Origin of the sequence: Bacillus sp. BB51/4 (genome assembly GCF_008368845.1) — a bacterium.
GTDB classification, from domain to species: domain Bacteria; phylum Bacillota; class Bacilli; order Bacillales; family Bacillaceae_G; genus Bacillus_A; species Bacillus_A wiedmannii.
In genome coordinates, this window is record NZ_QOSC01000024.1 from 90,560 (window position 1) to 117,052 (window position 26,493).

General features: G+C 35.6%; 23 protein-coding genes and 4 tRNA genes. 4 read left to right on the forward strand and 23 right to left on the reverse strand.

Annotation, left to right across the window (positions count from 1 at the left end; genetic code table 11):
* Nucleotides 1-39: 39 nt before the first annotated feature.
* Nucleotides 40-1,110, reverse strand: coding sequence for a nitric oxide synthase oxygenase (locus tag DN392_RS27290; protein WP_064449082.1), 1,071 nt, complete (start codon nucleotides 1,108-1,110; stop codon nucleotides 40-42).
* A gap of 215 nt (nucleotides 1,111-1,325) precedes the next feature.
* Here DN392_RS27290 and sodA point away from each other — a divergent pair, with 215 nt between their 5' ends.
* Nucleotides 1,326-1,952: a superoxide dismutase [Mn] gene (sodA, locus tag DN392_RS27300; protein WP_000094064.1), complete on the forward strand. Its 627-nt coding sequence runs from the start codon at nucleotides 1,326-1,328 to the stop codon at nucleotides 1,950-1,952.
* Between the two features lie 88 nt (nucleotides 1,953-2,040).
* Here the strand turns inward: sodA and DN392_RS27305 are convergent, their stop codons facing one another.
* The 4 genes from DN392_RS27305 to trhA form a co-directional block, all read right to left on the reverse strand.
* Nucleotides 2,041-2,928 carry an NAD-dependent epimerase/dehydratase family protein gene (locus tag DN392_RS27305; protein ID WP_048566745.1) on the reverse strand — a complete coding sequence of 296 codons (888 nt, stop codon included), beginning with the start codon at nucleotides 2,926-2,928 and terminating at the stop codon, nucleotides 2,041-2,043.
* Between the two features lie 99 nt (nucleotides 2,929-3,027).
* A complete protein-coding gene (locus tag DN392_RS27310; RefSeq protein WP_000542577.1) occupies nucleotides 3,028-3,618 on the reverse strand; it encodes an AmiS/UreI family transporter in 591 nt (196 codons plus the stop codon).
* A gap of 469 nt (nucleotides 3,619-4,087) precedes the next feature.
* The gene (galE, locus tag DN392_RS27315; protein WP_000996151.1) at nucleotides 4,088-5,104 is read right to left on the reverse strand and encodes a UDP-glucose 4-epimerase GalE; all 1,017 of its coding nucleotides are present in this window, start codon (nucleotides 5,102-5,104) and stop codon (nucleotides 4,088-4,090) included.
* Nucleotides 5,105-5,329: 225 nt separating this feature from the next.
* Nucleotides 5,330-5,977 carry a PAQR family membrane homeostasis protein TrhA gene (gene trhA, locus DN392_RS27320; protein WP_000995376.1) on the reverse strand — a complete coding sequence of 216 codons (648 nt, stop codon included), beginning with the start codon at nucleotides 5,975-5,977 and terminating at the stop codon, nucleotides 5,330-5,332.
* Nucleotides 5,978-6,141: 164 nt separating this feature from the next.
* Between trhA and DN392_RS27325 the strand changes: the two genes are divergently transcribed.
* Nucleotides 6,142-6,702 (forward strand): DUF1836 domain-containing protein, encoded by a 561-nt coding sequence (locus DN392_RS27325; RefSeq protein ID WP_064449081.1) that lies wholly within the window; start codon nucleotides 6,142-6,144, stop codon nucleotides 6,700-6,702.
* A 41-nt stretch (nucleotides 6,703-6,743) separates the two neighbouring features.
* Here the strand turns inward: DN392_RS27325 and DN392_RS27330 are convergent, their stop codons facing one another.
* Nucleotides 6,744-8,189 (reverse strand): DEAD/DEAH box helicase, encoded by a 1,446-nt coding sequence (locus DN392_RS27330; protein WP_001036321.1) that lies wholly within the window; start codon nucleotides 8,187-8,189, stop codon nucleotides 6,744-6,746.
* A 509-nt stretch (nucleotides 8,190-8,698) separates the two neighbouring features.
* On the opposite strand from DN392_RS27330, the gene guaC reads away from it, so the two are divergent.
* Both guaC and pepF read left to right on the forward strand, forming a co-directional pair.
* Nucleotides 8,699-9,682, forward strand: coding sequence for a GMP reductase (gene guaC / locus DN392_RS27335; RefSeq protein ID WP_000432444.1), 984 nt, complete (start codon nucleotides 8,699-8,701; stop codon nucleotides 9,680-9,682).
* A gap of 137 nt (nucleotides 9,683-9,819) precedes the next feature.
* Entirely contained in the window at nucleotides 9,820-11,637 is a 1,818-nt protein-coding gene (gene pepF, locus DN392_RS27340; protein WP_000799996.1) for an oligoendopeptidase F, read from the forward strand.
* 37 nt (nucleotides 11,638-11,674) lie between these two features.
* Here pepF and DN392_RS27345 read toward each other — a convergent pair whose 3' ends face one another.
* The 17 genes from DN392_RS27345 to DN392_RS27425 all read right to left on the reverse strand — a co-directional run bounded on the left by DN392_RS27345 (nucleotide 11,675) and on the right by DN392_RS27425 (nucleotide 26,466).
* Nucleotides 11,675-12,553 carry a radical SAM/SPASM domain-containing protein gene (locus DN392_RS27345; RefSeq protein WP_000713629.1) on the reverse strand — a complete coding sequence of 293 codons (879 nt, stop codon included), beginning with the start codon at nucleotides 12,551-12,553 and terminating at the stop codon, nucleotides 11,675-11,677.
* A gap of 170 nt (nucleotides 12,554-12,723) precedes the next feature.
* Nucleotides 12,724-13,203, reverse strand: coding sequence for a 23S rRNA (pseudouridine(1915)-N(3))-methyltransferase RlmH (gene rlmH / locus DN392_RS27350; RefSeq protein WP_001027000.1), 480 nt, complete (start codon nucleotides 13,201-13,203; stop codon nucleotides 12,724-12,726).
* 59 nt (nucleotides 13,204-13,262) lie between these two features.
* On the reverse strand, nucleotides 13,263-13,448 hold the full coding sequence (locus tag DN392_RS27355) for a CxxH/CxxC protein (RefSeq protein WP_001052833.1): 186 nt from the start codon (nucleotides 13,446-13,448) through the stop codon (nucleotides 13,263-13,265).
* Between the two features lie 53 nt (nucleotides 13,449-13,501).
* Nucleotides 13,502-14,677: a S1C family serine protease gene (locus DN392_RS27360; RefSeq protein WP_000008036.1), complete on the reverse strand. Its 1,176-nt coding sequence runs from the start codon at nucleotides 14,675-14,677 to the stop codon at nucleotides 13,502-13,504.
* A gap of 63 nt (nucleotides 14,678-14,740) precedes the next feature.
* Nucleotides 14,741-15,535 (reverse strand): MBL fold metallo-hydrolase, encoded by a 795-nt coding sequence (locus tag DN392_RS27365; RefSeq protein ID WP_000522836.1) that lies wholly within the window; start codon nucleotides 15,533-15,535, stop codon nucleotides 14,741-14,743.
* On the reverse strand, nucleotides 15,519-16,361 hold the full coding sequence (locus DN392_RS27370) for a two-component system regulatory protein YycI (RefSeq protein ID WP_088321555.1): 843 nt from the start codon (nucleotides 16,359-16,361) through the stop codon (nucleotides 15,519-15,521). Before DN392_RS27370 ends, DN392_RS27365 begins: the two co-directional genes overlap by 17 nt.
* Nucleotides 16,342-17,658 (reverse strand): YycH family regulatory protein, encoded by a 1,317-nt coding sequence (locus DN392_RS27375; protein WP_088321556.1) that lies wholly within the window; start codon nucleotides 17,656-17,658, stop codon nucleotides 16,342-16,344. The genes DN392_RS27370 and DN392_RS27375 overlap by 20 nt, the downstream gene beginning before the upstream one ends.
* Entirely contained in the window at nucleotides 17,655-19,496 is a 1,842-nt protein-coding gene (gene walK / locus DN392_RS27380; RefSeq protein ID WP_000755378.1) for a cell wall metabolism sensor histidine kinase WalK, read from the reverse strand. Before walK ends, DN392_RS27375 begins: the two co-directional genes overlap by 4 nt.
* Nucleotides 19,497-19,499: 3 nt before the next feature.
* A complete protein-coding gene (gene walR, locus DN392_RS27385; protein WP_000971866.1) occupies nucleotides 19,500-20,207 on the reverse strand; it encodes a cell wall metabolism DNA-binding response regulator WalR in 708 nt (235 codons plus the stop codon).
* 434 nt (nucleotides 20,208-20,641) lie between these two features.
* Nucleotides 20,642-20,714 (reverse strand) — tRNA-Phe (locus tag DN392_RS27390).
* 41 nt (nucleotides 20,715-20,755) lie between these two features.
* A tRNA-Asp gene (locus DN392_RS27395) sits at nucleotides 20,756-20,831 on the reverse strand.
* A 22-nt stretch (nucleotides 20,832-20,853) separates the two neighbouring features.
* Nucleotides 20,854-20,925: transfer RNA gene (locus DN392_RS27400), tRNA-Glu, on the reverse strand.
* Between the two features lie 13 nt (nucleotides 20,926-20,938).
* Nucleotides 20,939-21,014, reverse strand: a tRNA-Lys gene (locus tag DN392_RS27405).
* 141 nt (nucleotides 21,015-21,155) lie between these two features.
* Complete coding sequence (locus DN392_RS27410; RefSeq protein WP_000100228.1) at nucleotides 21,156-22,445, reverse strand: adenylosuccinate synthase; 1,290 nt, start codon at nucleotides 22,443-22,445, stop codon at nucleotides 21,156-21,158.
* Between the two features lie 215 nt (nucleotides 22,446-22,660).
* The gene (dnaB, locus tag DN392_RS27415) at nucleotides 22,661-24,022 is read right to left on the reverse strand and encodes a replicative DNA helicase (RefSeq protein ID WP_001286242.1); all 1,362 of its coding nucleotides are present in this window, start codon (nucleotides 24,020-24,022) and stop codon (nucleotides 22,661-22,663) included.
* Between the two features lie 27 nt (nucleotides 24,023-24,049).
* Nucleotides 24,050-24,496 (reverse strand): 50S ribosomal protein L9, encoded by a 447-nt coding sequence (gene rplI, locus DN392_RS27420; RefSeq protein ID WP_000864225.1) that lies wholly within the window; start codon nucleotides 24,494-24,496, stop codon nucleotides 24,050-24,052.
* Nucleotides 24,493-26,466: a DHH family phosphoesterase gene (locus DN392_RS27425; protein WP_001113891.1), complete on the reverse strand. Its 1,974-nt coding sequence runs from the start codon at nucleotides 26,464-26,466 to the stop codon at nucleotides 24,493-24,495. Before DN392_RS27425 ends, rplI begins: the two co-directional genes overlap by 4 nt.
* Nucleotides 26,467-26,493: the final 27 nt, after the last annotated feature.

A 26,493-nucleotide genomic window follows, 5' to 3' on the forward strand; every position in this document is an offset into this window, starting at 1 on the left:
AAAAAAATTATAATTTGCACAAAAAAACTATACTAAATATTATTTATGAAAGAAATTTGGCTTCAAAACTTCATTCGGATACGGTTTATGATAAATATGAGTAGTAGCTGGAGATAACGGTGGAATGAGCCACACCCAATTGCCTGTTACAACCCGCCCACACGCTGCTTCTTGCTTCTCAAATTGTTGAAATTGTTGTGCAGCTGTATGGTGATCCACAATACTAACCCCTTGTTTTTTAAAAGAATGTAAAACAGCCACGTTTAATTCAATTAGCGCCTTGTCTTTCCATAGCGTACCGTTCCTCGATGTATTTAGATTCATCATCTCCGCAACAGCCGGAAGTAAATTATAGCGATCATAATCCGCTAAGTTACGAGCCCCAATCTCCGTCCCCATATACCATCCATTGAACGGAGCGGCTGTATAGGAAATACCGCCAATTTCTAAGCGCATATCTGAAATCATTGGAACCCCATACCATTTTGCTCCTAAAGATGAGATTGGGTACTCTGGATGTTCAATCGGTACCTCTTTCACTTCTTTTTTAGGAATTTCTTTATATACGGGTTCTTTTCCATCGACAGAAAACACAAGTGGCAATACATCGAAATTCGTACCTTCTCCTTGCCAGCCAAGTTCCTGACAAAAATCCGTAAACGCAGTGGAATGAGAGTCACCAATCACTCCCATTTCTGTTTTATATCCTGCATACCGAATCAATTGGTGATTATAAATTCGTATATTATTTTCTTCACCTTGATATTGCTTAAAAATTGTAATTGTCGGTTTAACTTTCCCATCGTTCGTTGCATATTTAATATGATGAATTAATGCATTATATACACCTTCCTCATCATTTACTTCACGTGCATCTAATATGTGCATCTTACTCCAAAATAGTCTTCCGATACATCGATTACTATTGCGCCATGCCATTCGCGATCCATGAACAAGTTCTTCAAATGTATGCTCATACGTCCCCGTCTTCTCTATCTCAACTTGAATTTCTTTCACACGCTCTTCTATGAATTGCTCTTTATTAAGCTCTTTATAGCAAATCGTAATAAACTGACTCGCTTCCTCTATTAATTGTTTCGTTTTACTCATAAACGATCTCCTTCTATTTCAACAAAACGTTCTACTTTACAGTATAAGCAAAAAGAATAAGAGTCACAAATGAAAGTCGAAGTGTTACTTTTATTGTAATATTTTTCAGAAAATTAAAGACATTACTATTGACTTGTATAAAAAATAGGTGTATTTTTGACTCAGGTAAATTATTTTTACCTTGACCAACTTTTAAAGAGAAAGGAGGGAATATCATGTCTTCATTTCAATTGCCAAAGCTTTCATATGACTATGATGAACTAGAGCCATATATCGATAGCAACACGCTTTCCATTCATCATGGAAAGCACCATGCGACATACGTAAATAACTTGAATACCGCTTTAGAAAACTATACGGAATTACATAATAAGTCTTTAGAAGAGTTACTATGTAATTTAGACGTTTTACCAAAGGAAATTGTTACAGCTGTAAGAAATAACGGTGGTGGTCACTATTGTCATAGCCTTTTTTGGGAAGTAATGAGCCCGCGAGGTGGCGGTGAGCCTAATGGAGACGTTGCAAAAGTAATTGATTATTATTTCAATACCTTTGACAACTTAAAAGATCAACTATCCAAAGCAGCAATTAGCCGTTTTGGAAGTGGCTATGGGTGGCTTGTCCTTGATGGTAGAGAACTTTCCGTTATGAGTACACCCAATCAAGATACACCTTTGCAAGAAGGTAAAATTCCATTACTCGTCATCGATGTATGGGAACACGCCTATTATTTAAAGTATCAAAATCGGCGTCCAGAATTTGTTACCAATTGGTGGCATACAGTGAACTGGGACCAAGTAAATGAAAAGTATTTACAAGCAATTCAATCACAAAAACATTAGTCGTGCGTATAAGGTAAGTTTGGTAATGTAAAATTAGTATTGTCGAAATCCTCCAGAATCCCCCGGATTGCCACCGGGGGATTTATGATTATTCCATTGCATGTATGTAATAACGTAATACTTGCTCTATGTCTATTTTCACCTCTCGGAACGGGAATCCTAATTCACTAGCTTTTCCATTATGTAATGTGCAATTAATCACTTCATTATAAGGCGCTACATTATCTCCTACTTCTTGAACGAGCGCTTTTATTCCCGTACTTTCTTCTATAAAATGAATAACTTCGCCAGTAGAAACTACCCCGTTGCTACAAGCATTAATTGGCCCTTCTATGTCCTTCATCCCGCACCAAGCTAAAAATTCTCCTGCTTCTTTTTCATGTATAAATGACAACTCTCCATCTAAATGATTCACGGCAACAGGCTCTTGCTTCACAATATATTCAACGTAAAATTGTAACCTTTTCGTATAATCGTTTTCTCCAATAACAACTGGAAAACGCACTGCAACAACTGGGAATGTCGCTTGTTGAAATGAAACCGCTTCGGCTAATCGCTTGCCTTCACCATAAGTAAAATCCTTCCTACCACCATACGTAATGGCATACTCGTACGGATTAAAGTTCTCTTCTAATAAGCCTAGTGCTGGCTCGTAAACAGCCATTGAAGATGTCATAACGTATTTCTTCGTTTTTCCTCGTAACACTTCACATACTATCTTTGCTGCATTCGAGCTATAGCATAAATTATCGTATACGATATCATAACTTTTATCTTCTAAACGCTCTGCTAGTTGTTTTTCATCTTCTCTATCTACAATCAGCCTTTTTACTGCACTTCCAAAAGAATCTTCTGTAATCCCTCTCGTCGCAATCGTTACATCGTGTCCATCTTGCAAAAGTGCTTCTACTAAATGTTTACCAAAAAATCTTGTTCCCCCTAGCACCAATACTTTTTTCAACTTCATCATCCTCATTTTGATAAAATGTAAAATAATACCTCTCTATTATAACTGCTCATATATAAAAAGCATGGAATTCGTTTAACGATTCCATGCTTTTCTACAGAAAATATATTAACGTACTCGATATTTATAAATACAATAACAGAAGTATAAAATAGAAATTACGGATACATAAACCCATAGTTCATATACGAATCCCTCTCCCCATACTCCCATAAAATAAAAGAGTGAAGGCAACGTCAATGTTACCCATGATTGTACGAAGGCAATTCTTCCAAGATATTGATTGATATTCTTCTTTTGTGTATTTAATACAAAGAATAAATACCAAAGTAATGCCCACATAAACCACGTTAATGCATTAACAACATCGTGAAATTGAACAAATGAAACAACCATATAGAATAAAGCAATAATTGCTACCCACATACAAAACCAACCTAAACCGCTACTATCCATTCCTTTTATAAAAGTAACACCTACATATAAATAGGTTAATCCAAATAAGAAAGTAGCTGCATATGAATACACTGTCCAATTGCTTTGGTCAGAAGTCATGATCAAATAGAACGGAATAATAATTTGTAGTGCACCCACAAATAAATTAAAAACACCCGCACTTTTCATCTCTGCTTTCCCTAATATAACAAGACTATTTAAAAATAAAGCTGCACCCGAAAGTAATAATCCTACGTACCCCATATATCCTCATGTGAAAACCTTACATTTTCACACTGTACCCTCCCCGTCTTGTAAAAATTATATTATTCCTTATTCTCCTTCTTACTTACAACTACATACGAAGTTTTTTCGAAAATAAGTCAGACTTCCTACCTTAAAAAACAATAGAAAAACCCTTTTTATACATTTCATACAGTAATGATGTCAATCAAAATATATCACGCAATAAAAACGCTTTCAATAATACGTAATTCAAGCAAAAAGCTAATAAGATTATTTGATTATAAACGCACTTTAACAATGATACAAGTATTGGAATACTTTTCAATAGAACCGGTTGCTATTCAAATGCTATGGTCAGTAATATTTTATTACATTCTCTTTCCTAAATTGAACATATTACTGACCCCAAGCAGCATAATAAAGAATACAATTTATTATATACATAAAATATCCTACAAATTAATAAGAGAATGCTTTACTAACTACCTTAAATCATTTGATAGCCATTTTTATTATTTACCTGCCATCTCCAAGAATCTACACACATCTCTTCTAACCCATATTCTGCTTCCCATCCTAATTCTCGTTTCGCTTTAGATACATCAGCAAAACATACTGCTACATCACCAGGACGACGCCCTATCACTTTATAAGGTATTTTTTTACCTGAAACCTCCTCAAAAGCCTTTATCATCTCTAACACACTATACCCTTTACCTGTGCCAAGATTATATGCCTCTATTCCTTTCGTCTTAAGTACTTTCTCAAGTGCCTTTACATGTCCTTTTGCAAGGTCAACAACGTGAATATAATCACGGACACCTGTCCCGTCTTTTGTTGGATAATCGTTTCCGAATATATTTAGTTCCTTTAATTTACCTACCGCCACCTGCGTTACATATGGCATTAAATTATTCGGAATCCCATTTGGATCTTCTCCAATACGGCCACTTTTATGTGCTCCGAAGGGATTGAAATAACGAAGTAACGCAATACTCCATTCATCATCAGCTTTTGCCACATCACGCATAATTTGCTCAATCATTAATTTTGTTTGCCCATATGGATTTGTCACACTTAGTGGAAATTCTTCTGTAATTGGTGACGTTTTTGGAATTCCATATACAGTTGCAGATGAACTAAAAATAAACTTTTTAACATGATGTTTCTGCATCACATCACATAGTACGATCGTACTTATTATATTATTATAATAATATGTTAGAGGAATTGTAGTCGATTCCCCCACTGCTTTAAATCCAGCAAAATGTATAACCGCTTCAATGCTATTTTCCAAAAAAATCTCATTCATTTTTTCACGATTTAAAACACTTTCTTTATAAAATTCAAATTGTTTTCCTGTTATCTCTTTTACTCGGTTTAAAGACTCGATTGAACTATTTGAAAGATTATCTACGACTATAATTTTATAATTATTATTTAATAATTCTATACACGTATGACTACCAATATATCCTGCTCCACCCGTTATAAGTATCGCCATATATAGAGTCCCCCACTTATTATTAATTATAAAATTTTATAACCTCAATACACATCTATCCTACCATAAAAAGACTGATAATTTTAAAAATTTATTTTTAATTATTATTTATATAAAAAAGAGCCGCATAACCTTTACGTTATGCAACTCTTTAACATACATATGTGTCTATATCTTTATTTATTAATCAAGAAAAAATAAAAATTACTCGGAAATTTCAGCTTGTTAAATTACGTAGCAATATACACTTAAAAAGTGGGCAAGGCTTCCCAATAACACGAACACGTGAAAAATTTCATGATGCCCCATATGTTTAAACTCTAACCATTTTGGCTTTGTTCCATAAATAAATCCACCGATTGTATACAGAATGCCTCCAAGCACTAGAAGTACGATACCCCCTGCACTTAAGTTAGCAGCTAACGGTGCAAAGAACAGAACAATTAACCAGCCCATTGTAATATAAATTGCTGTTGATAACCATCTCGGGCAACTAAACCAAAACATTTTAAAAACAATACCACAAATGGCAGTTGCATAAACTAAACAAAATAATAATAAACCGTTTGCGGAATGTAATGTAATTAAACAAAATGGTGCATATGTACCTGCAATCAATATAAAAATCATAGAGTGATCAAGCTTCCGAAAGAAATAAATAACACGTTCACTGGCTACAACACTATGATATACAGCTGATGCTGTATACAGAACCATCATTCCGATACCAAACAAAATAACAGCTGTAATTGCCGCAAAAGATGGCATCTTAATAGAAACTTTTACAAGCATAGCTAATAATGCAATAAATGATAATACAGCTCCTCCCAAATGGGTAAAAGCATTAACTGGTTCTCTTACATAAGCATTCATATATACACCCCTCATATAATTACATGTAGTTTTAATAACTACATGTAATTATATACGCATTATTATTAGAGGTCAACATTTACAATTCATTTGTTTCGTAATACCATATTTAGAGATAAACTAAACATTATGCTCCACTAAGTTATAAAAGTGAGGGGTTCTACGTGGAAAATATAAATAAACTGCTTGAAACATTACATTTAGAAAAAAATATTACGCTTGAGGATATTCCAAATGTCGACTTGTATGTAGACCAGGTTGTCCAATTATTTGAAAATACTTATGCGGATACAACAAGAACCGATAATGAAAAAGTATTAACAAAAACAATGATTAACAATTACGCAAAAGGGAAACTGTTTATTCCAATCAAAAATAAAAAATACTCAAAAGAGCATATGATTTTAATCAGCTTAATTTATCAATTAAAAGGAGCCCTTTCCATTAATGACATAAAAAGCTCCTTAGAAAATATAAATGAATCCTTATTAAACGATGATTCATTCGAATTAAATACACTATATAAAGATTATCTTTCTCTTACCGAAAACAACGTCGAAAGCTTTACACAAGACGTAAATAACCGTGTTTCAGAAGTAAGTGAAATTTCTTCCTTAGAAGATCCGAATCTAGAGAAATTTTTATTACTAACATCATTTGTGTCGATGAGTAATATGTACAGACGATTGGCAGAGAAGTTAGTGGACGATTTAAAAGAATCGTAAATAAAAAACTATCCACCTGTTACAGTGGATAGTTTTTTTATTTACTTAATTGCTTCATGGACTTTTAATTGTTTCCCTTTAATCGTTGTAGTTTTCATGGTCTTTAAAACAATTGGTCCTTTTCCATTTAATATTTCAACGTAAGAAACATTGTCCTGTATCGTAATAATTCCTATATCTTCTGCTGTAACACCTTTAATTTTAGCAATTGTGCCGACAAAATCTACCGCTCTAATTTTCTTTTTCTTCCCACCATTAAAGTACAGCTTCATAATCCCTTTGTTTAAGTCTGCACTTTTATCTTTCTTTATAATTGGTTTAGCATGTATTTTTTCCTCAAATACTGCCTTCCCTTTCATAACCTCTTCTTTTGAAGGTGCATATGCCTTTGGAATTTCAAAGCCGATGTACGCCTCAATTTCTTCTAAAAATCTATTTTCATACGGAGTTATGAATGTAATAGCTTTTCCTTTATTGCCAGCTCGTCCCGTTCTTCCCGTACGATGTACATAACTTTCTTTTTCTAACGGAATATCATAGTTAATAACATGTGTAATATTATCAATATCAATTCCTCTAGCAGCTACGTCTGTCGCTACTAAATAACGGAACTTTCCTTTTCTAAAATCGTCCATAACTTCAAAACGATCTTCTTGCACCATACCACCATGTATTTTGTCACAAGGATAGTTAACACGGTTTAACTGTCTAAATACGTGATCTACATTTTCTTGTGTACGGCAAAAAATAATACAACTATCTGGATTCTCAATTGTTGTTACATCTTTAAGAAGTGAAAGCTTCTCCTCTTCTCTCGTCTCAAAAAGTGTATGTTCAATTTTGTCTGTGGTAATCCCGGCAGCCTTAATTTCAATATGCGTTGGCGAATCCATATACGTACGGGATAACTTTTCAACATCTTCTGGAAGTGTTGCCGAAAATAGCATTGTCATTCGCTTTGTAGGTAATTCATCAATAATTGCCTCTACTTGATCAATAAAGCCCATATTTAGCATTTCATCTGCTTCATCAATGACTAAATACTTCAGACATTCTAAAGAAAGGGTACCTTTTTCAATATGATCTAACACACGCCCAGGAGTCCCCACTACGATATGTGTCTTTTGTTTTAACTCTAATTTTTGACGTGCAAATGGAGACTTACCATAAACGGCCGCAGCCTTAATTCTTTTGAAGCGGCCTATATTCGTAATATCTTCTTTCACTTGAACAGCAAGTTCTCTCGTCGGCGTCAAAACTAATGCTTGTGGCTTATTCTCTTCCCATTCCACCATTTCACAAAGTGGAATACCGAATGAAGCTGTTTTCCCACTTCCAGTTTGCGATTTTACAACAAGATCCTTCTTTTTCAATGCAACTGGAATAACCTCTCCTTGCACTTCTGTTGGATTTTCGTAGCCTAAACCAGTAAGTGCTCTTACAATTTCTTTACTTAATGCATAATTGGTAAAGCTTTTTTTATTCATATATTAACCTCATTTTATTCTGTATTATTTTTTTCTTTATCGTTTCCTATCACTGAATTATCATGTAGGTACTATCACCTTATTCATTATACTTGAAAGCTCACATAAAAAGGCAAATCGTGCAAGATTCATCTTTTTATATAGGAATAAACAGAAGGTTTCTTTATTCCGAAAAAAATTTTAGAAATATTATTTCAGAATAAAAATAACCTCCGTCATTCCATCTAATGTTCAACTAAATGATAATGCCTTTTCTTTTTAATGTTTGCCTTCAATAAAATAGTTGTTATCACTGACAACACTCCTATCTAGATTCTAATAAACGAACAATAAGGATAGAAAAATGTTTTAAATTCGCTTTTAACACTATTCCATCATATATATACTCTGTTTTTCAAAAAAATGTTAAGAAATACTTTGACTTCTTCATAAAAATGATGTAAATTATCCTATGGACGAACATTTTTAATTAATAGAAATAAAATATTCGTATTTTAGGGGTGTAAATGATGGAAAACGTATTTGACTATGAAGATATTCAATTAATTCCTGCAAAATGCATTGTAAACAGTCGATCTGAATGTGATACAACTGTCACTTTAGGTAAACATAAATTTAAATTACCTGTCGTACCTGCAAATATGCAAACGATTATTGATGAAAGAATTGCAACTTATTTAGCTGAAAACAATTACTTCTATATCATGCATCGTTTCCAGCCAGAGAAACGTATCTCATTTATTAGAGATATGCAATCACGTGGATTAATCGCTTCTATTAGCGTTGGTGTAAAAGAGGACGAATATGAATTCGTACAACAATTAGCTGCTGAGCAACTTACACCTGAATACATCACGATTGATATTGCACACGGACATTCTAATGCTGTAATCAACATGATTCAACATATTAAGAAGCATTTACCAGAAAGCTTCGTTATCGCTGGAAACGTTGGAACTCCAGAAGCGGTAAGAGAATTAGAAAACGCTGGTGCTGACGCAACAAAAGTTGGTATTGGACCTGGTAAAGTTTGTATTACTAAAATTAAAACAGGTTTTGGAACTGGCGGTTGGCAACTAGCTGCACTTCGCTGGTGTGCAAAAGCTGCAAGTAAGCCAATTATCGCTGACGGTGGTATTCGTACACACGGCGACGTAGCTAAATCTATTCGATTTGGGGCGACTATGGTTATGATCGGTTCTCTATTCGCTGGTCATGAAGAGTCTCCAGGGGAAACAATCGAAAAAGACGGCAAACTTTATAAAGAGTACTTCGGTTCAGCTTCTGAATTCCAAAAAGGTGAGAAGAAAAACGTTGAAGGTAAGAAAATGTTCGTTGAGCATAAAGGTTCTTTAGAAGATACTTTAATCGAAATGGAACAAGATCTTCAATCTTCTATCTCTTACGCTGGTGGAACAAAATTAGACTCAATTCGTACTGTAGATTATGTAGTCGTGAAAAACTCTATTTTCAACGGTGATAAAGTATATTAATTTTTAAATTTAACTCGAAGGACAAGCATTTTTATGCTTGTCCTTCTTTTTCATACATAGAAATGTAAATTATTTTCATTTTACTGAATTTTCTAGTATCATATTTTTAGATACTTATAATAAGGGGGATATAACAAATGAAAAATGTAATTGAGAAACGACATATTCGCACAGAAGTCCCTACTGAACTAACATGGGACCTCTCCGATTTATTCGAATCTGATAAAGATTGGGAAACTGCATTACGTGTATTAACAGACGATATAAAAAAACTTGATGCGTTTAAAGGACAATTACACACTAGCCCCACTACCTTATTACATTGCCTACTTTTAGAAGAAGAGCTTTTAATGAAGTTAACAAAACTATACTCCTATGCAAATTTAAAAGAATCAACTGATCGTACAAATCCAGTTATTCAAGCGAACTCTTCCAAAATTGCTGCTTTATGGACGAAAGTACATACTGCACTATCCTTTATCCATAATGAAATTCTCTCATTCGATGAAGGAACAATTGAAAAGTATTTACACGAAGAAACAAAACTCGAACCTTTCCGTAAATCATTACTAGACATCCTACAAAAAAGGCAGCACACGCTCTCTCCTGAAACAGAAGAAGCTCTTGCTGCACTTGGCGAAGTACATAATTCTCCATACAAAATTTACGGTATGACTAAATTAGCCGATATGGATTTTACCTCCATACAAGACGAACAAGGAAACGAACTCCCTGTATCATTTGCATTATTTGAAAGCAAATATGAGTTCTCTCCAAGCGCAGACATACGTAGAAAAGCATACTCATCATTTGTTTCCACCTTGAAACGATATAAGAATACAGTGGCAACAACATATGCTACTGAAGTAAAAAAACAAGTAACACTCTCTCGTTTACGCAAATTTGAATCTGTTACTCATATGCTTTTAGAACCTCAAAAAGTTCCACTTGAAATGTATAACAATCAACTTAATATTATTTATAAAGAATTAGCGCCTCATATGCGCCGTTTTGCAGATTTAAAAAAGAAAGTATTAGGACTCGATCAAATGCTGTTCTGCGACTTACATGCACCTTTAGATCCCGAATTTAATCCAACCATCACATACAAGGAGGCTGGTAAATTAATTCAAGATTCTTTAAAGGTGTTAGGCGATGAATATAGTTCCATTATCCAAAAAGGTTTCAAAGAAAGATGGGTGGATCTTGCAGATAACGTAGGCAAATCCACCGGAGCATTTTGTTCAAGCCCATATGGTTCTCATCCATACATTTTAATTACATGGCAAAATACGATGCGTGGATGCTTCACATTAGCACATGAATTTGGCCATGCTGGTCATTTTTATTTAGCAAATAAAAACCAGCGTATTATGAATGTACGTCCATCTATGTACTTTGTTGAAGCACCATCTACAATGAATGAATTACTATTAGCCCAGCATTTATTAGCGACTACTGACGACAAGAGAATGCGCAGATGGGTGATTCTGCAACTACTCGGCACATATTATCATAACTTTGTTACTCACTTACTTGAGGGAGAATATCAAAGAAGAGTATATACCCTAGCAGAAGAAGGAGAAGCACTTACAGCTACAACTTTAACTGAAATAAAAACAAATGTACTTTCGACATTCTGGGGAGATTCTGTAGAAATTGACGAAGGTGCTGGCTTAACTTGGATGCGCCAACCTCATTATTATATGGGCTTATATTCTTATACCTATTCCGCAGGCCTCACTGCATCTACTGCGGTAGCTCAAATGATTAAAGAGGAAGGACAACCTGCCGTTGATCGCTGGTTAGATGTACTTCGCGCTGGTGGTACGATGAAACCACTTGAATTAATGAAACATGCCGGAGTCGATATGTCAAAACCAGATGCAATCCGCAGGGCTGTTTCTTACGTCGGTTCCTTAATTGATGAATTAGAACGCTCTTATCAAGAATAAAAAATAAGCCCTCGCTTTATGAGGGCTTGTTTCATATTTATTTTCCAAATCTTTTACGGTATCCACATTTCCTACATAGCTCTTCGACTGCAACTCTTTTCGAAAATCCATCGACAATGTTTGTTGCTCTTTCACCTTCTATAATGTTAGAAAATGAGTCATTATTAATATTCCCAAGGTTAATAATCCCTTCACCATCTAAACAACAAGGAATAACCGTTCCGTTCGCTAAAATACCAGCTTGATTTCGAAGACCATGACAGAATCCTTTTCCGTCATCCTCTTCTTCATGTAATGCCGGCCACTGAAATTCATAGTCTTGATTAATAAAGACACGTTCCGCAATTTTTATACCTTTTCCTGGTGTAAGCTTCTCTTCGATTTGATAAGATAGGCCAAACTCATTTTCAATGATAGATAATAAATCTCTATTTTTCTGGATTTCAGCATTTGTTTTATTATCCTGAGTTAAATTCCATAACCGTAGTGAAACAATTAAATCCGATTGACTTGTCGCCTCTCTAATGAAGGAAAGTATACTCCTTACATAACCTTCTTTATCTTGCGAACCTGGATGCCCATCAAAACTGTGCAGTGAAAAATTCATTTGTCTTAAAGCAGGCTTATTTAACAGTCTATGCCTTCTCTTATTAATTAACGTTCCGTTCGTTGTAATATTAACTTTAAACCCTTTTTCATGGCTCAAATCTAACAGTTGATCTATTTTTGGATGGAGCAATGGCTCACCCTTCACGTGCAAATAAATGTAGTCTGTGTGAGGTTTAATTTGGTCTAATCTTTTAGCAAAATCCTCCACAGAAATGAATTGCTTCTGCCTTTCCGTCGGCGGACAAAAGCTGCACGCAAGATTACATACACTCGTAATCTCCAAGTAAAACTTTTTAAACTTCTTCACCTTTAATTCCTCACTTCTATGACTACTTATACTTTTTCCTCTTCATATTACAACACACTTTTTTATAAATAGAAACATACTTATTTTAGGAAACCTTCGTACTACCTATTAATATTTAAAAGACCATCGGTGGTTTTTTCCAATGGTCTTTTTATATACAAAAAGTAATTTTATTTATGATACGGTTCTCCACGATTAATACGAAACGCTCTATACACTTGCTCAAGCAATACTAATCGCATTAATTGGTGTGGTAATGTCATCTTTGAAAAAGAAAGAGATTCGTTTGAACGCTTCATTACTTCTGAACTTAGTCCAAGTGATCCACCAATTACAAATGCAACTTTACTCTTTCCATATGTAGCAAGACGATCTAAGCTTATTGCAAATTCTTCTGATGATTTTTGCTTTCCTTCTATCGCTAACGCAATGACATGCGTATCGTCAGAAATTTTATCCAGTATACGTATACCTTCTTTTTCTTTTACAATTAACATTTCTGCTTCACTTAAATTTTCTGGCGCCTTTTCATCTGGCAATTCAATTACTTCTACTTTTGCGTATGCAGATAATCGTTTTAAGTATTCTGCTATACCTTGTTTTAAATATTTTTCTTTTAATTTCCCAATTGAAATAATCGAGATATTCACACTCATTCCCCACCTTACAAACATGTTATCCACATAACTTATCCACATATCCACAATTGTTACCCACATATTGTGTGAGAATCTGTGTTCGATACAACATATGTCGCCTCGTTTTGACAAAATTCACATGTTTTTTTCTCTTTTTCCGAGTTATCCACACTGTTGATAACTGGTGCAACTTCACACTCATCCACAATAATGTCTAAAGCTAATTCAACATGTTCTAAACAACAAGGTAAATTCATATTCTTCACCTCACTTTTCTACAATAGAAAACAGGAGGTAGGCCCTCCTGTTTTTAATACTTTTGAATGCCTAGTTTAACCGTTGTTGTTGCTCGTTTTGTACCACGATAAAACGTAAGAGTCATTTTATCATTAATTTTTTTATCATATAAGGCCGTACGGAATCCGATAATATCGCGAACCGGTTTTCCATCTACTGCTACAATCACATCGTGTTCTCGTAAACCAGCATCTACACCTGGCGAAGGACTCTTCACATCTAAAATGCAAACTCCCTCTGTTACATTGCCTGGTAAATGCAATGTTTTTGACCAATGGTAATTTGGAATCTCATTTAACGATCTAAGTTCAATTCCAACATACGGTCTCCTTACTTTTCCGTACTTCTCTAATTCATTCATAATTGGAACAGCTCTAGTAACTGGAATAGCTAGTCCAATTCCTTCTACTTCTTTTGCTGCAATTTTCATTGAGTTAATACCTATTAATTGACCTGCCGCGTTTACAAGCGCACCACCACTATTACCTGGGTTAATTGCTGCGTCTGTTTGCAATACTTCTACTTGCCAATCATAATGTCCATCTTGATCTAAATCTACAGGGACAATACGTTCATTAGCCGAAATAATGCCTTGTGTGACAGTTCCAGAAAATTGTAGCCCCAGTGGGTTTCCAATCGCAATGACCGGTTCCCCTCTACGAACAGTATTAGAATCGCCAATTTCAATTATTTTTTTCACATGCTTTGCATCTATTTCTAGTACAGCTAAATCTGTGACTACATCGGTTCCTAATACTTTCCCAGGAACCTTCTTACCATCACTTAAACTTACTTCAATACGATTTGCTCCAGCGACAACATGATTATTCGTTACAATATAAGCTTGGCCATCTGTCTTTTTATAAATTACACCCGATCCTGTACCAGCTTCTGAATCTGCCTCTGAAAAATTATCTCTTTGAATATTAATAACGCCAACAACAGCTTCAGACGCACGATCAACAGCATCAACGAAGCTAATCTGTTTAATTCCTTGAGCTTCAGCCATATTACTTCCACTTGCTTCAGCTTGCGGAAGCGCCCCCGCATCATTCGCAAATAAAGGAGCTCCAAATGCAAATAACGAAGCTCCTACAATTGTTCCTGCTATACTAGAAATAACAATACCTTTATGCTTCTTTTTTCTTGCACGTTTCATACGATAATTTTCTTCATCAATAAAGGACATATTTGTTCACCCATCTTCCTGAAAACAACTATATTCACCTTTATTGTTTACTAAAATGAAGAATTATACGTATTGAATTTTTGTAGGCATTTTCGGATCTGTATCATGAATTTCGAAGGCTTCTCCCACTCCAAATCCTTTTTCCTCTAATACTTGTGATACTGACATACGTGCTAGTTCTTTCATGTTATTATCTAAACTTAAATGGGCTAAATAAATATGTTTTGTCTCATCTGTAATTACATCCGCCATCGCTAATGCAGCGTCCTCATTACAAACGTGACCCACATCACTTAAAATACGTCGCTTAATACTCCATGGATAACGTCCCATACGAAGCATTTCCACGTCATGATTACTTTCAAACACGAAAGCATTAGCACCCTTAATAACACCTTTCATACGATCACTCACGTATCCCGTATCTGTAATAAGGGCTAACTTTCTATTATTGTTATGAAAAGCATAGAACATCGGCTCTGCCGCATCATGAGAAACCCCAAATGACTCGACCTCAATATCACCGAATGTTTTCACATCCCCAACTGAGAAAATAAACTTTTGCTCAGTTGGGATATTTCCTATTAAATGTTCCATTGCATTCCATGTTTTCTCATTTGCATAAACAGGTAAATCATATTTACGTGCCAATACACCTAACCCTTTAATATGGTCACTATGTTCATGTGTTACAAGAATACCTGATACATCATTTATATTTAGTTCTGCCTGTTTAAATAAAGCCTCTGTTGCTTTACCACTTAAACCTGCATCGACGAGTAATTTTTTTTCATCTGTTCCTACATATAGCATATTCCCTGTACTTCCACTTGCAAGTACGCTAAAATGCAACCCCATTCTTTCTCACTCCAGTATGTTCATCAACCACTTGATTTTCCCTTTCCCCTAATTCCATAACTTGTCCTTCAATTGCATTTACAAAGAAGTCCTGCTTCTGCTCCGTTTTTAAATTCCATGTTGGAGCGAATACTTGGTTATTAGAAGTAGATGCGGTAAGGGTGGCATAACCAATTTGTGCTTCTTTTACATGTGTATTCCCATGAACTTTATTTTTTAAATACAGATTTTCTAAAGCTGTTTGAGCAGTAATAATTTCTTGCTGTTTCGTTTTTTCACTTTCGCCCATTTCTTTTAAATCAGTTAGCATCGTCTGCGTGTACGACACAAGTTCATTTTTTTCATTTAATTCCACAACAATCATTGCCTGATCGTTATAGAAAATAGGCTTATCTTTATATTTTTGGAAGAAGTAAATTTTAGAGTCTTTCATCGCCCCAAACTCATACTTTTGTCCATCCAATACATAGTTCTTCAAAAAATCACTATACTTATCTTTGGATAATGATTTTGTATTTAAAAAGGGCTCTTTTAGCTTACTTTCTATTTTGTACATATTTTGTATATGCGCCGTTTGACTCTTTAAAGACTGTACATCTTCTTCTTTAAATGCCTTGGTTTCCGCCCTAATAAATGACTCTTTTTTCGGTTCTTTAGGGAAATTACCCATAGTAATTTTGTTTGCTTTTAATTCTTGATCTATCTTTGTTTCTGCAATAAGCTCCAATTGATTACTATCTTGCTTTTGAATGAATTGAAAAATGAGAAAGAGGTCCAAAACAAAAAAGGTCACAATAAATATGGTTTTAATCCGATCCCAATCCATTTAGTCCTCCCTCACTCCACTCATATATTTTTTGTTTACCCGCTTCATCTTCAACAAACTTTACATACCAAATTGGCTGTAGTCGAGCTACTTGCCCATCTAGTGATAATTTGTATCCAATACCAATGTCTTTAATGAATCGTTTATCTACCGCGGCATTATTTTCTAAGGATGCTATTACAACGTGACCTGATGGAAGAGTAACCTTCTGTTCTATACCTTTCATATTTAAAGACAACAACGGTCTTTCATATTCCATTACTTCTTCTGATCCCCATATTTGTCTCAATTCAGCTAATCCATCTGTATTAAATACGGAATATCCATCTTCATGTAAACGGAATACCGTCTGTCCTTTATTCATATAGTCCAAACGATATGAATCCAAACTCCCACTGTGACCATTTACAAAATCAAAGCTTTTTTGTAAAAGCATTAAATTATCTGTCGTTTTCTCACTTGAAACAGAAGAATTTTTATACTTTAGCATATGACGATCATTTTCAATCTCCATGGACCTAATACCATCTGTAAATGTTTCTTTCGATTTCTCGGTAATAGGGCTTAAATAACGTGGGTCACTAAAAAGAGCATTCTTAAATGTGTCGACCGCTAAATTAGATGAAATATATGTTATATTACTCAATTCTGTCGTTCCATCTGGTAAAAATAGCTTTTTCATATCATTAATTTGATAGTCAAAATAAGGTTTTGCCGATACTATAAATTGATTTTGTGCATTTACAATATCTTTTAAATACACACCACTTAATTTTGCTTCATATATTCTAGAGTTATCGCCATCAGAAACAAAATTAATTTTAATTTCTTGATCCCTACTTCTAGAAGGGTCAAGAATAATTCGATTAAAATGTTTAGGCTTATCTATACTTTTTTCTTTCATATTAAACATAGATTTAACTGCATCAAATGGGATGTTGGTAGGAAAAACAAGTTCCATTTTCCCTTCACCATGCACATAAGAAAGGAAATCAGCCTTAGCAATCGATATCTCTTTGAAATCATGTAATTCCCCTGCTTCCAAAGGTTTATAGATTGATTCTATATCGCCCTCTCTTTTGCTCCCGTAATGATTTTTATCTTTATGCACGATGATAGAAGTAGGGCGGACAACATCAGCGATTTTAGTTTGAGTAATTCCTTCATTCCCCTGCACAAATTTTGCGTTTTGCATAGACGTGGAATCTGGCACATACGTCCATAAGTTAAAAGTAAGAAATAGGCTAATTACAACTAAATTAATTAAAACTATCGTTTTAACATTTTCCATACTCATTCCCAATCGTCCTCTTCATCCGCTGCCATTGGCAATGTGAAGTAAATAGTTGTCCCTTTTCCTTCCTCACTCTTCGCCCAAATCGAGCCACCATGTGCCTCAATCATTTCTTTCGCAATTGCTAATCCAAGTCCTGTACCACCCATTTGTCTTGAACGTGCTTTATCTACGCGATAAAAACGTTCAAAGATTTTATCGACGTTTTCTTTTGGAATACCCATTCCTTGGTCACTTACACTAATCTCTAATAATTCCCCTCGATCACGTAAGCGATATGTTACTGTTCCACCTTCTGGTGAATACTTTAATGCATTCGAAATAATGTTATACAAAACTTGCGTAATTTTATCCGTATCCATATCAATAAATCGGGATTTCTTAGAGAAAGATCGTTTGAAACTTACGTTTTGCTCTTTAGACATTTCAAAACGATCAATAATGTTATTAAAGAAGTCAGTAAAGTCGACCCATTCTTTCATTAAACGATGTTCTGTACTATCAAGTTTAGAAAGTTGCAATAACGCATTTACAAGTCTAATCATTCTCTCTGTTTCTTCTTGTGTAACTGTTAAAAATTGCGGTGCAATATTCGGATCTTGCCACGCGCCGTCCGTAAGTGCCTCTAAGTAACTACGCATCGTTGTTAATGGCGTTCTTAATTCATGGGAAACGTTTGCCACAAACTCACGGCGTTCCCTTTCTATACGCTCCTGCTCAGTTACATCATATAATACAGCAATTAAACCATTTGCTTTCCCTGTCTCTTTTTGAATAACAGAGAAACTAGCACGTAAAATATATGGCTCATTTCTCGTACTAAAATCTAATAAAACGGAATCAGGCTCTTCGTATAAATGATCGAGCGTAAATTCTTCTTGTATCCCTAATACTTCTAAAACAGATTGATCGAGCGCCGTTTCACGCGAAACATTTAGCATCTTTTCCGCAGGATCATTTAATAAAATAATGTCCCCTTTTCGGTCAGTAGCAATTACTCCATCTGTCATATGTGATAAAACAGATGATAATTTACGTCTTTCACTTTCCGTTGAAGAACGAGCTTGTTGTAATTTTTTTGATAAATTATTGAAAGATAATGCTAATTGTCCAATTTCATCATGGCTATGCACTTTTACTTTTCTTGAATAGTTTCCTTTTGCCATTTCAATCGCTTGTCTTCGCATATCTGAGATTGGTCTCGTAATCGTTTGAGCTAACAAAATTCCAAGTACAGCTGTTACGAGTAATGCAATAACGGTTCCAGTCGCAAAAATTTGATTAATATCCTTCATCTGTTTATAAACATCTTCCATAGATGCAACAATGTAAATAACACCAAGTGCATCCTTGCCGTTATCATCTAGAATAGGAGTAAGCATAACTTGTACACGATGGCCTGTACGACCATCTTTCTCAATTTTCACTTCTGGCTTTTTTTGTACCAATACCCGCTGAACAGCTATATCAGTTGATGTTCTATTTACCTTGTTTTGCTTTGACTCATCTGAAATAGCGAGTAACTTTCTATGCGAATCAAATACACTTACCTCTTGGATATCTTTCTTTCGATCAGAGGCAAATTTTCGAATTGAAGTTTTAATCGTTTCATCTGTTGATTCTGTTTCTGCTTTTGTATAACTTTTTTTAAACTCTTGTTTCAGGTTATATGATAATAGGTTCGTTTGCTGCGTTAAAGAATCTCTAAAGCCTTGTACAAGACTCTTTTCTAACTCTCTTACAAAATATACCCCAATAACCTGCATAGCTATCAATATTAATAGCATATATATGAGTACAAATTTTAAATGAATAGATTGAAAAAAACCAACTTTCTTCATATACTATTCCTGCTCTGGGTCACGCAAGTAATACCCTACTCCACGTCTAGTTACAATTAAAGTAGGATGACTTGGATTATCTTCAATTTTTTCACGTAAACGACGCACTGTTACATCCACTGTACGTACATCTCCAAAATAGTCATAACCCCAAACTGTTTGCAATAAATGTTCACGAGTCATAACTTGTCCTAAATGTTTGGCTAAATAATGTAGTAGCTCAAATTCACGATGTGTAAGTTCAATATTTTCCTCACGTTTCGTTACACTATACGCATTTGAATTGATAACGATTGGTCCAATAACCATTTCCGTATTTTCTTCTTTTTCTGCAGCACCACCTTGTTGATGGCGACGTAAATTCGCCTTCACACGAGCAAGTAATTCCCTCGTACTAAATGGCTTCGTTACATAATCATCTGCTCCAAGCTCAAGCCCTAATACTTTATCAATTTCAGAGTCCTTTGCTGTAAGCATAATAATCGGCATTTCTGAGCTTTTACGTATTTCACGGCAAACCTCTAAGCCATCCTTACCTGGTAGCATAATATCTAATAAAACCATATCTGGCTGCTCTTCATTCGCTTTTTCAATCGCTTCATCACCATCATGCGCCATTACAATTTCAAAACCTTCTTTTTCTAGGTTGAACTTCAAAATATCCGCAATCGGCTTTTCATCATCAACTACTAAAATTTTCTTTCCCATCATCGTCTATTTCCTCCTTATAAAGTGAAACTTTAATCGGTGGGGGTTTTCTTCATCCCACACCGATTATTAGTTGAACCAATCGGGCATTTACGGGCCGTTGATCCCACACCTAACTTCTTTACCTTCGCTGAATTTTTGGGTGCGGTCTTCCTACCCGGCAAATAGCGGGTAAAAATATGGTCAATATCCCTAAACACATTGATGTCTACATAGTATGTCCCTATATGACCGCATCTTTTGCTTAAGTACTTTCTCCTCTATTCTCACAGACTCATGTATGATCCACTTTTACACAGAATCCTATACGATCTATAGAAAAACCTCTAGCTTCAACTGCTAGAGGCTCCTCATTCTATTGTAAAATAACTACCCACATTTGTAAAACTGGACAAAATAAAAAGGATATTAAGTGGGCCCACTTAATATCCTGAGAGTGGCTCGGGACGGAATCGAACCGCCGACACGAGGATTTTCAGTCCTCTGCTCTACCGACTGAGCTACCGAGCCAAAACTATATATAAAACCACTAATGGTGGTATAAACAAAAGTGGCGGTCCCGACCGGGGTCGAACCGGCGATCTCCTGCGTGACAGGCAGGCATGTTAACCACTACACCACGGGACCAAAAATGAACAGAAAAAAAACATGACCCGTACGGGATTCGAACCCGTGTTACCGCCGTGAAAGGGCGGTGTCTTAACCACTTGACCAACGGGCCACGAAAAATAAAATGGTGAGCCATGAAGGATTCGAACCTTCGACCCTCTGATTAAAAGTCAGATGCTCTACCAACTGAGCTAATGGCTCATACTCACCAACGTCATATTTTCGTGACGACAAGATGTATCATAACATGTTTTCTTTGTTTTTTGCAATACCTTTTTTTATTTTTTTATAAAAGATAAGAAAAAACTCATGCGGACATGAGTTTTTTCTCAAAAATATCAATTAAGCTTCGTATACGTTACGAACAATATTTGTTTGGTTACGATCTGGTCCAACTGAGAACATAGATAATTGAATTCCTGTTAACTCAGAAACACGTTCTACATATTTTCGTGCATTTTCAGGAAGCTCGTCTAATGATTTTACACCAGTAATATCTTCTGTCCAACCTGGAAGCTCTTCGTATACAGGCTCACATTTCGCTAAAATGTTTAAGTTTGCTGGAACTTCATCGATCACTTCGCCATTGTATTTGTAAGCAACGCAAATTTTAAGAGTCGGAATACCTGTTAGAACGTCGATAGAATTTAATGATAAATCTGTTAAACCACTAACACGACGTGCATGTCTTACAACAACGCTATCGAACCAACCTACGCGGCGTGGACGACCAGTTGTCGTTCCATACTCACGACCAACTTCACGAATTTGATGACCAATTTCATCATGAAGCTCAGTAGGGAAAGGACCATCACCTACGCGACTTGTATATGCTTTACACACACCTACAACGCGAGTAACTTTCGCAGGACCAACTCCAGTTCCAACTGTTACACCACCAGCAATCGGGTTAGAAGATGTAACGAACGGGTACGTACCGTGGTCGATATCAAGCATAACACCTTGTGCACCTTCAAATAATACACGGTGATTGTTATCTAGTGCATCATTTAATACAACAGACGTATCACATACATATTGCGCGATTTGTTGTCCGTACTCGAAGTACTCTTCGAAGATTTCTTCTACACTGAAACCTTCTGTATCGTACATTTTTTCAAATAAACGATTTTTTTCTACTAAATTGCGCTCAAGCTTTTCTTTAAATGCTTCACGGTCTAAAAGATCAGCCATACGAATACCAATACGAGCAGCTTTATCCATATATGCAGGACCGATACCTTTTTTCGTTGTACCGATTTTGTTATCACCTTTACTAGCTTCTTCTAATTCATCTTGTTTTAAGTGATAAGGTAAAATAACGTGCGCACGGTTACTTACACGTAAATTGTCAGTACTTACACCACGATCGTGTAAGTATTTTAACTCTTCAAGTAATGCTTTCGGATCTACTACTAAGCCATTTCCGATTACACAAATTTTCTCTTTATAGAAAATACCAGATGGAATTAAGTGTAATTTATATTTAACTCCGCCGAAAACAATTGTATGTCCCGCGTTATTTCCACCTTGATATCTTGCAACTACTTCCGCATGCTCAGAAAGAAAATCAGTGATTTTACCTTTTCCTTCGTCGCCCCATTGTGTTCCTACAACTACTACTGAAGACATTATTAAAGCACCTCCGCGATTTTCAAACGATCTATTCAAACAATATAATTGTACCAAAACCGAAAAAGAAGTCAACCAAAAAGCGAACATTTTTTTATTAAAAAACATTTTCGTTCGTAAGAATTATATTTTCACACTATGAAAGCCTTATCTTTCCTATAAAAAAAAAGAAACACATCTTATTATAAGAAATGCATTTCTTTTTTATACTATCTTTATGCAGGCGGCGCATGTCCATCCTCGAAGCGACGTTCTAAGTTAACGAACTTATTGAACTCTTTAACGAATGCGAGCTCTACCGAGCCTACGGGACCGTTACGCTGCTTTGCAATAATAATTTCAATCGTATTTTTATTTTCCGTTTCTCGGTCATAGTAATCTTCACGATATAAGAAGGCTACAATATCAGCATCCTGCTCGATACTTCCCGATTCACGAATGTCAGACATCATCGGACGTTTATCTTGACGAGATTCTACACCACGAGATAACTGTGACAAGGCAATAACAGGCACTTGTAATTCACGCGCAATCCCTTTTAATGTACGAGAAATCTCAGATACTTCCTGCTGACGGTTTTCTCCTGATTTCCCGCTTCCTTGAATAAGCTGTAAATAGTCAATTAAAACCATCCCTAGACCTTGTTCTTGCTTTAATCTACGGCATTTCGCTCGAATCTCATTTACTTTAATCCCCGGTGTATCATCAATATAGATACCAGCATTAGAAAGGCTCCCCATCGCCATTGTTAATTTTGCCCAATCATCAGAAGTTAATGAACCGGTACGCAGTCTTTGCGCATCAATATTTCCTTCTGCACAAAGCATACGCATAACAAGCTGATCAGAGCCCATCTCTAGACTAAAAATCGCTACATTTTCATCAGTTTTCGTCGCTACGTTTTGTGCGATATTTAATGAAAATGCGGTTTTCCCTACTGATGGACGTGCCGCTACGATGATTAAATCATTTCGCTGGAAACCTGCGGTCATCTTATCTAATTCTGTAAATCCAGTTGGTATCCCAGTAACTTCACCTTTTTGATTATGCAAAAGTTCAATTTTATCGTAAGCATCTACAAGAACATCTTTAATGTTTTGGAATGCTTTTGCATTTGTTTGGTGAGATACTTCTAATATTTTTTTCTCAGCCTCATTTAAAAGACCATCCACGTCATCTTCTCTCTCATACCCATCAGACACGATATGAGTCGCTGTTCGAATCAAACGACGTAATAGCGCCTTTTCAGCGATGATTCGTGCATAATATTCTACGTTAGCAGCGGTTGGAACAACTTCTGCTAATTCTGCTAAGTAAGAAACCCCACCAACTTCTTCTAATAATCCTTGATCAGCCATTGCTGACGTCATTATTACTAAGTCAATCGGCTCTCCTTTATCAGATAACCCAAGCATGACTTCAAAAATCTTTTGATGTTTCGTTCGATAAAATGAGTCAGGTACCAATAATTCCGATGCTGACGTTAACGCATCTTGATCAATTAATATGGCCCCTAAAACCGCCTGCTCAGCCTCTATATTATGCGGAGGGGTACGATCAGCCATTACATCACTCATACGCAATCCTCCTTGCTTAACTTATTTTTATTGTTCACTAACATGAACTTTTACTGTTGCTGTTACTTGCGGATGCAACTTCACAGTAACGTTTGTATAGCCTAATGCACGAATTGCATCATCCATTTCAAATTTACGTTTATCAAGTTTAATTTTATGTGATTTTTGCATTGCATCTACGATTTGTTTACTTGTGATTGAACCGAATAGACGGCCACCTTCTCCAGATTTCGCCTTTACTTCTACAGTTAGTTTCTCTAACGTTTCTTTCAACTCTTTTGCATTTTCAACCTCTGCTGCTGCATCTTTTTCTTCTTTTCGCTTTTGAGCTTCTAAAGTTTTCATACTACTATTTGTCGCTTCAGCAGCTAATCCTTGTTTTAGTAAGAAGTTATTTGCATAGCCATCTGGTACGTTTTTTATTTCTCCTTTTTTCCCTTTACCTTTTACGTCTTTTAGAAAAATTACTTTCATGATTGTGTGCCTCCCTGTAAATAGTCATCAATAACAAATCGAAGCTTCTCCTCAGCTTCATCTACTGTAACATTTTTCATTTGTGTGGCTGCATTCGTTAAATGCCCACCACCGCCTAAATTTTCCATAATTAGCTGCACGTTCACTTCACCTAAAGACCTGCCGCTAATTCCAATGAAATTCTCGCCACGTTTTGCAATAACAAATGATGCAATAATTCCTGTCATTGTTAATAATGTGTCCGCTGATTGCGCAATAAGCACTTGATCGTAGTAATCATCACTATCAACTTTTGCAATCGCAATTCCATTTGTATAAATGTACGCATTTTTAATAGCTTTTGCAACCCGTAAATACTGATCCATATCTTCTTTTAAAAGCTCTTGTACAAGTACAGTATCTGCACCATGTGAGCGTAAATAAGAAGCGGCATCAAACGTACGAGCACCCGTCCGGAATGTAAAGCTTTTCGTATCAACAATAATACCTGCTAACAATGCCGTTGCTTCTAACATTGTCATTTTTAAATTTTTCGGTTGGTACTCAAGTAATTCTGTAACAAGTTCTGCCGTAGAAGAAGCGTATGGCTCCATGTAAACAAGCAATGGATCTTCAATAAAATCTTCTCCCCGGCGATGATGGTCAATAACAACTACATTTTCAATTTTATGTAACAACTTTTCTTCCATCACCATTGAAGGTTTATGCGTATCAACAACAACAAGTAATGAATCATCATTTGCAAATTCCATCGCTTGTCCTGGGGTAATAAAGTGAGACCATAACTCTTCGTTTTGTTTCACTTTATCCATTAAACGCTTAATTCCCTTATCAGAATCATTTTCATCTAACACAATATATCCTTTGCGCTCATTTAATTGCGCTACCTTTAAAATACCAATCGCAGCACCAATTGCGTCCATATCAGGAGCCCTATGCCCCATTATAATGACATTACTACTTTCTAATACTAAATCCTTTAATGCATGCGAAATAACTCTGGCACGTACACGAGTACGTTTTTCAACTGGATTCGTCTTACCACCATAAAACTTAACTTTACCTGTCGCTTGTTTAATAGCTACTTGATCTCCACCACGGCCAAGCGCAAGGTCTAAACCGGACTGAGCCATTGCCCCAAGCTCTGATAAAGGTAAATCACCTGATCCAACACCTACACTTAAGGTGAGTGGTATATTCCTTTTGGATGTTTCTTCACGCACCTGATCTAAAATGCTAAATTTCCCTTTCTCCATCTGTGCTAAAATACTCTCATTTAGTACAACGAAGAATCTTTCTGAAGATGCACGTTTTAAATATGCTCCATACTTAACGGCCCATTCATTTAGTCGTGATGTTACAAGACTTGTGATATTCGTACGTAATTGATCATCTAACCCCTGTGTAACTTCATCATAATTATCTAAATAAATGACAGCCAAAACAGTCCGTTGATCCTCGTACATCTTTTCAATCTCTGTTTGTTCCGTTACATCAAAGAAGTAAATTAACTTTTCTTCTTTCCTTACAAAAACGCGAAACTTTCGGTTATTTAAAGAGACTATATCGTCGGAAGTTTCTCCCTTAATAAAAAGAAGCAACGTTTCTGATACATCATAAAGGTGCCATCCAGCTAACGCATGCTGTCCTAGACATGAAGATAAATAAGGATTCGCCCAATCAATCCCATAATCCTTATTGTATAACAAAATACCAATCGGCATTTGGTTAAATGCTTCATTACTCACTTTCTTTACTCTTGTAATCATATCTGTCGTATACTTTTCGAAATTCCTTTGAAAGGTCAGTTCAAAGCGTATAACAACAAAAAGTACAATGCAAAAAATAAAAAAGGTGGATATCCCCATAATTAAATGAAAATAACAGAGGATGGCAATGAGCACAAACACGAAAAATGCCAATACATAAACAGGATATAAAAACCACTGTTTCTTATAAAATTCAGGCATGTATACAACTCCTATAAAGTAAAACTA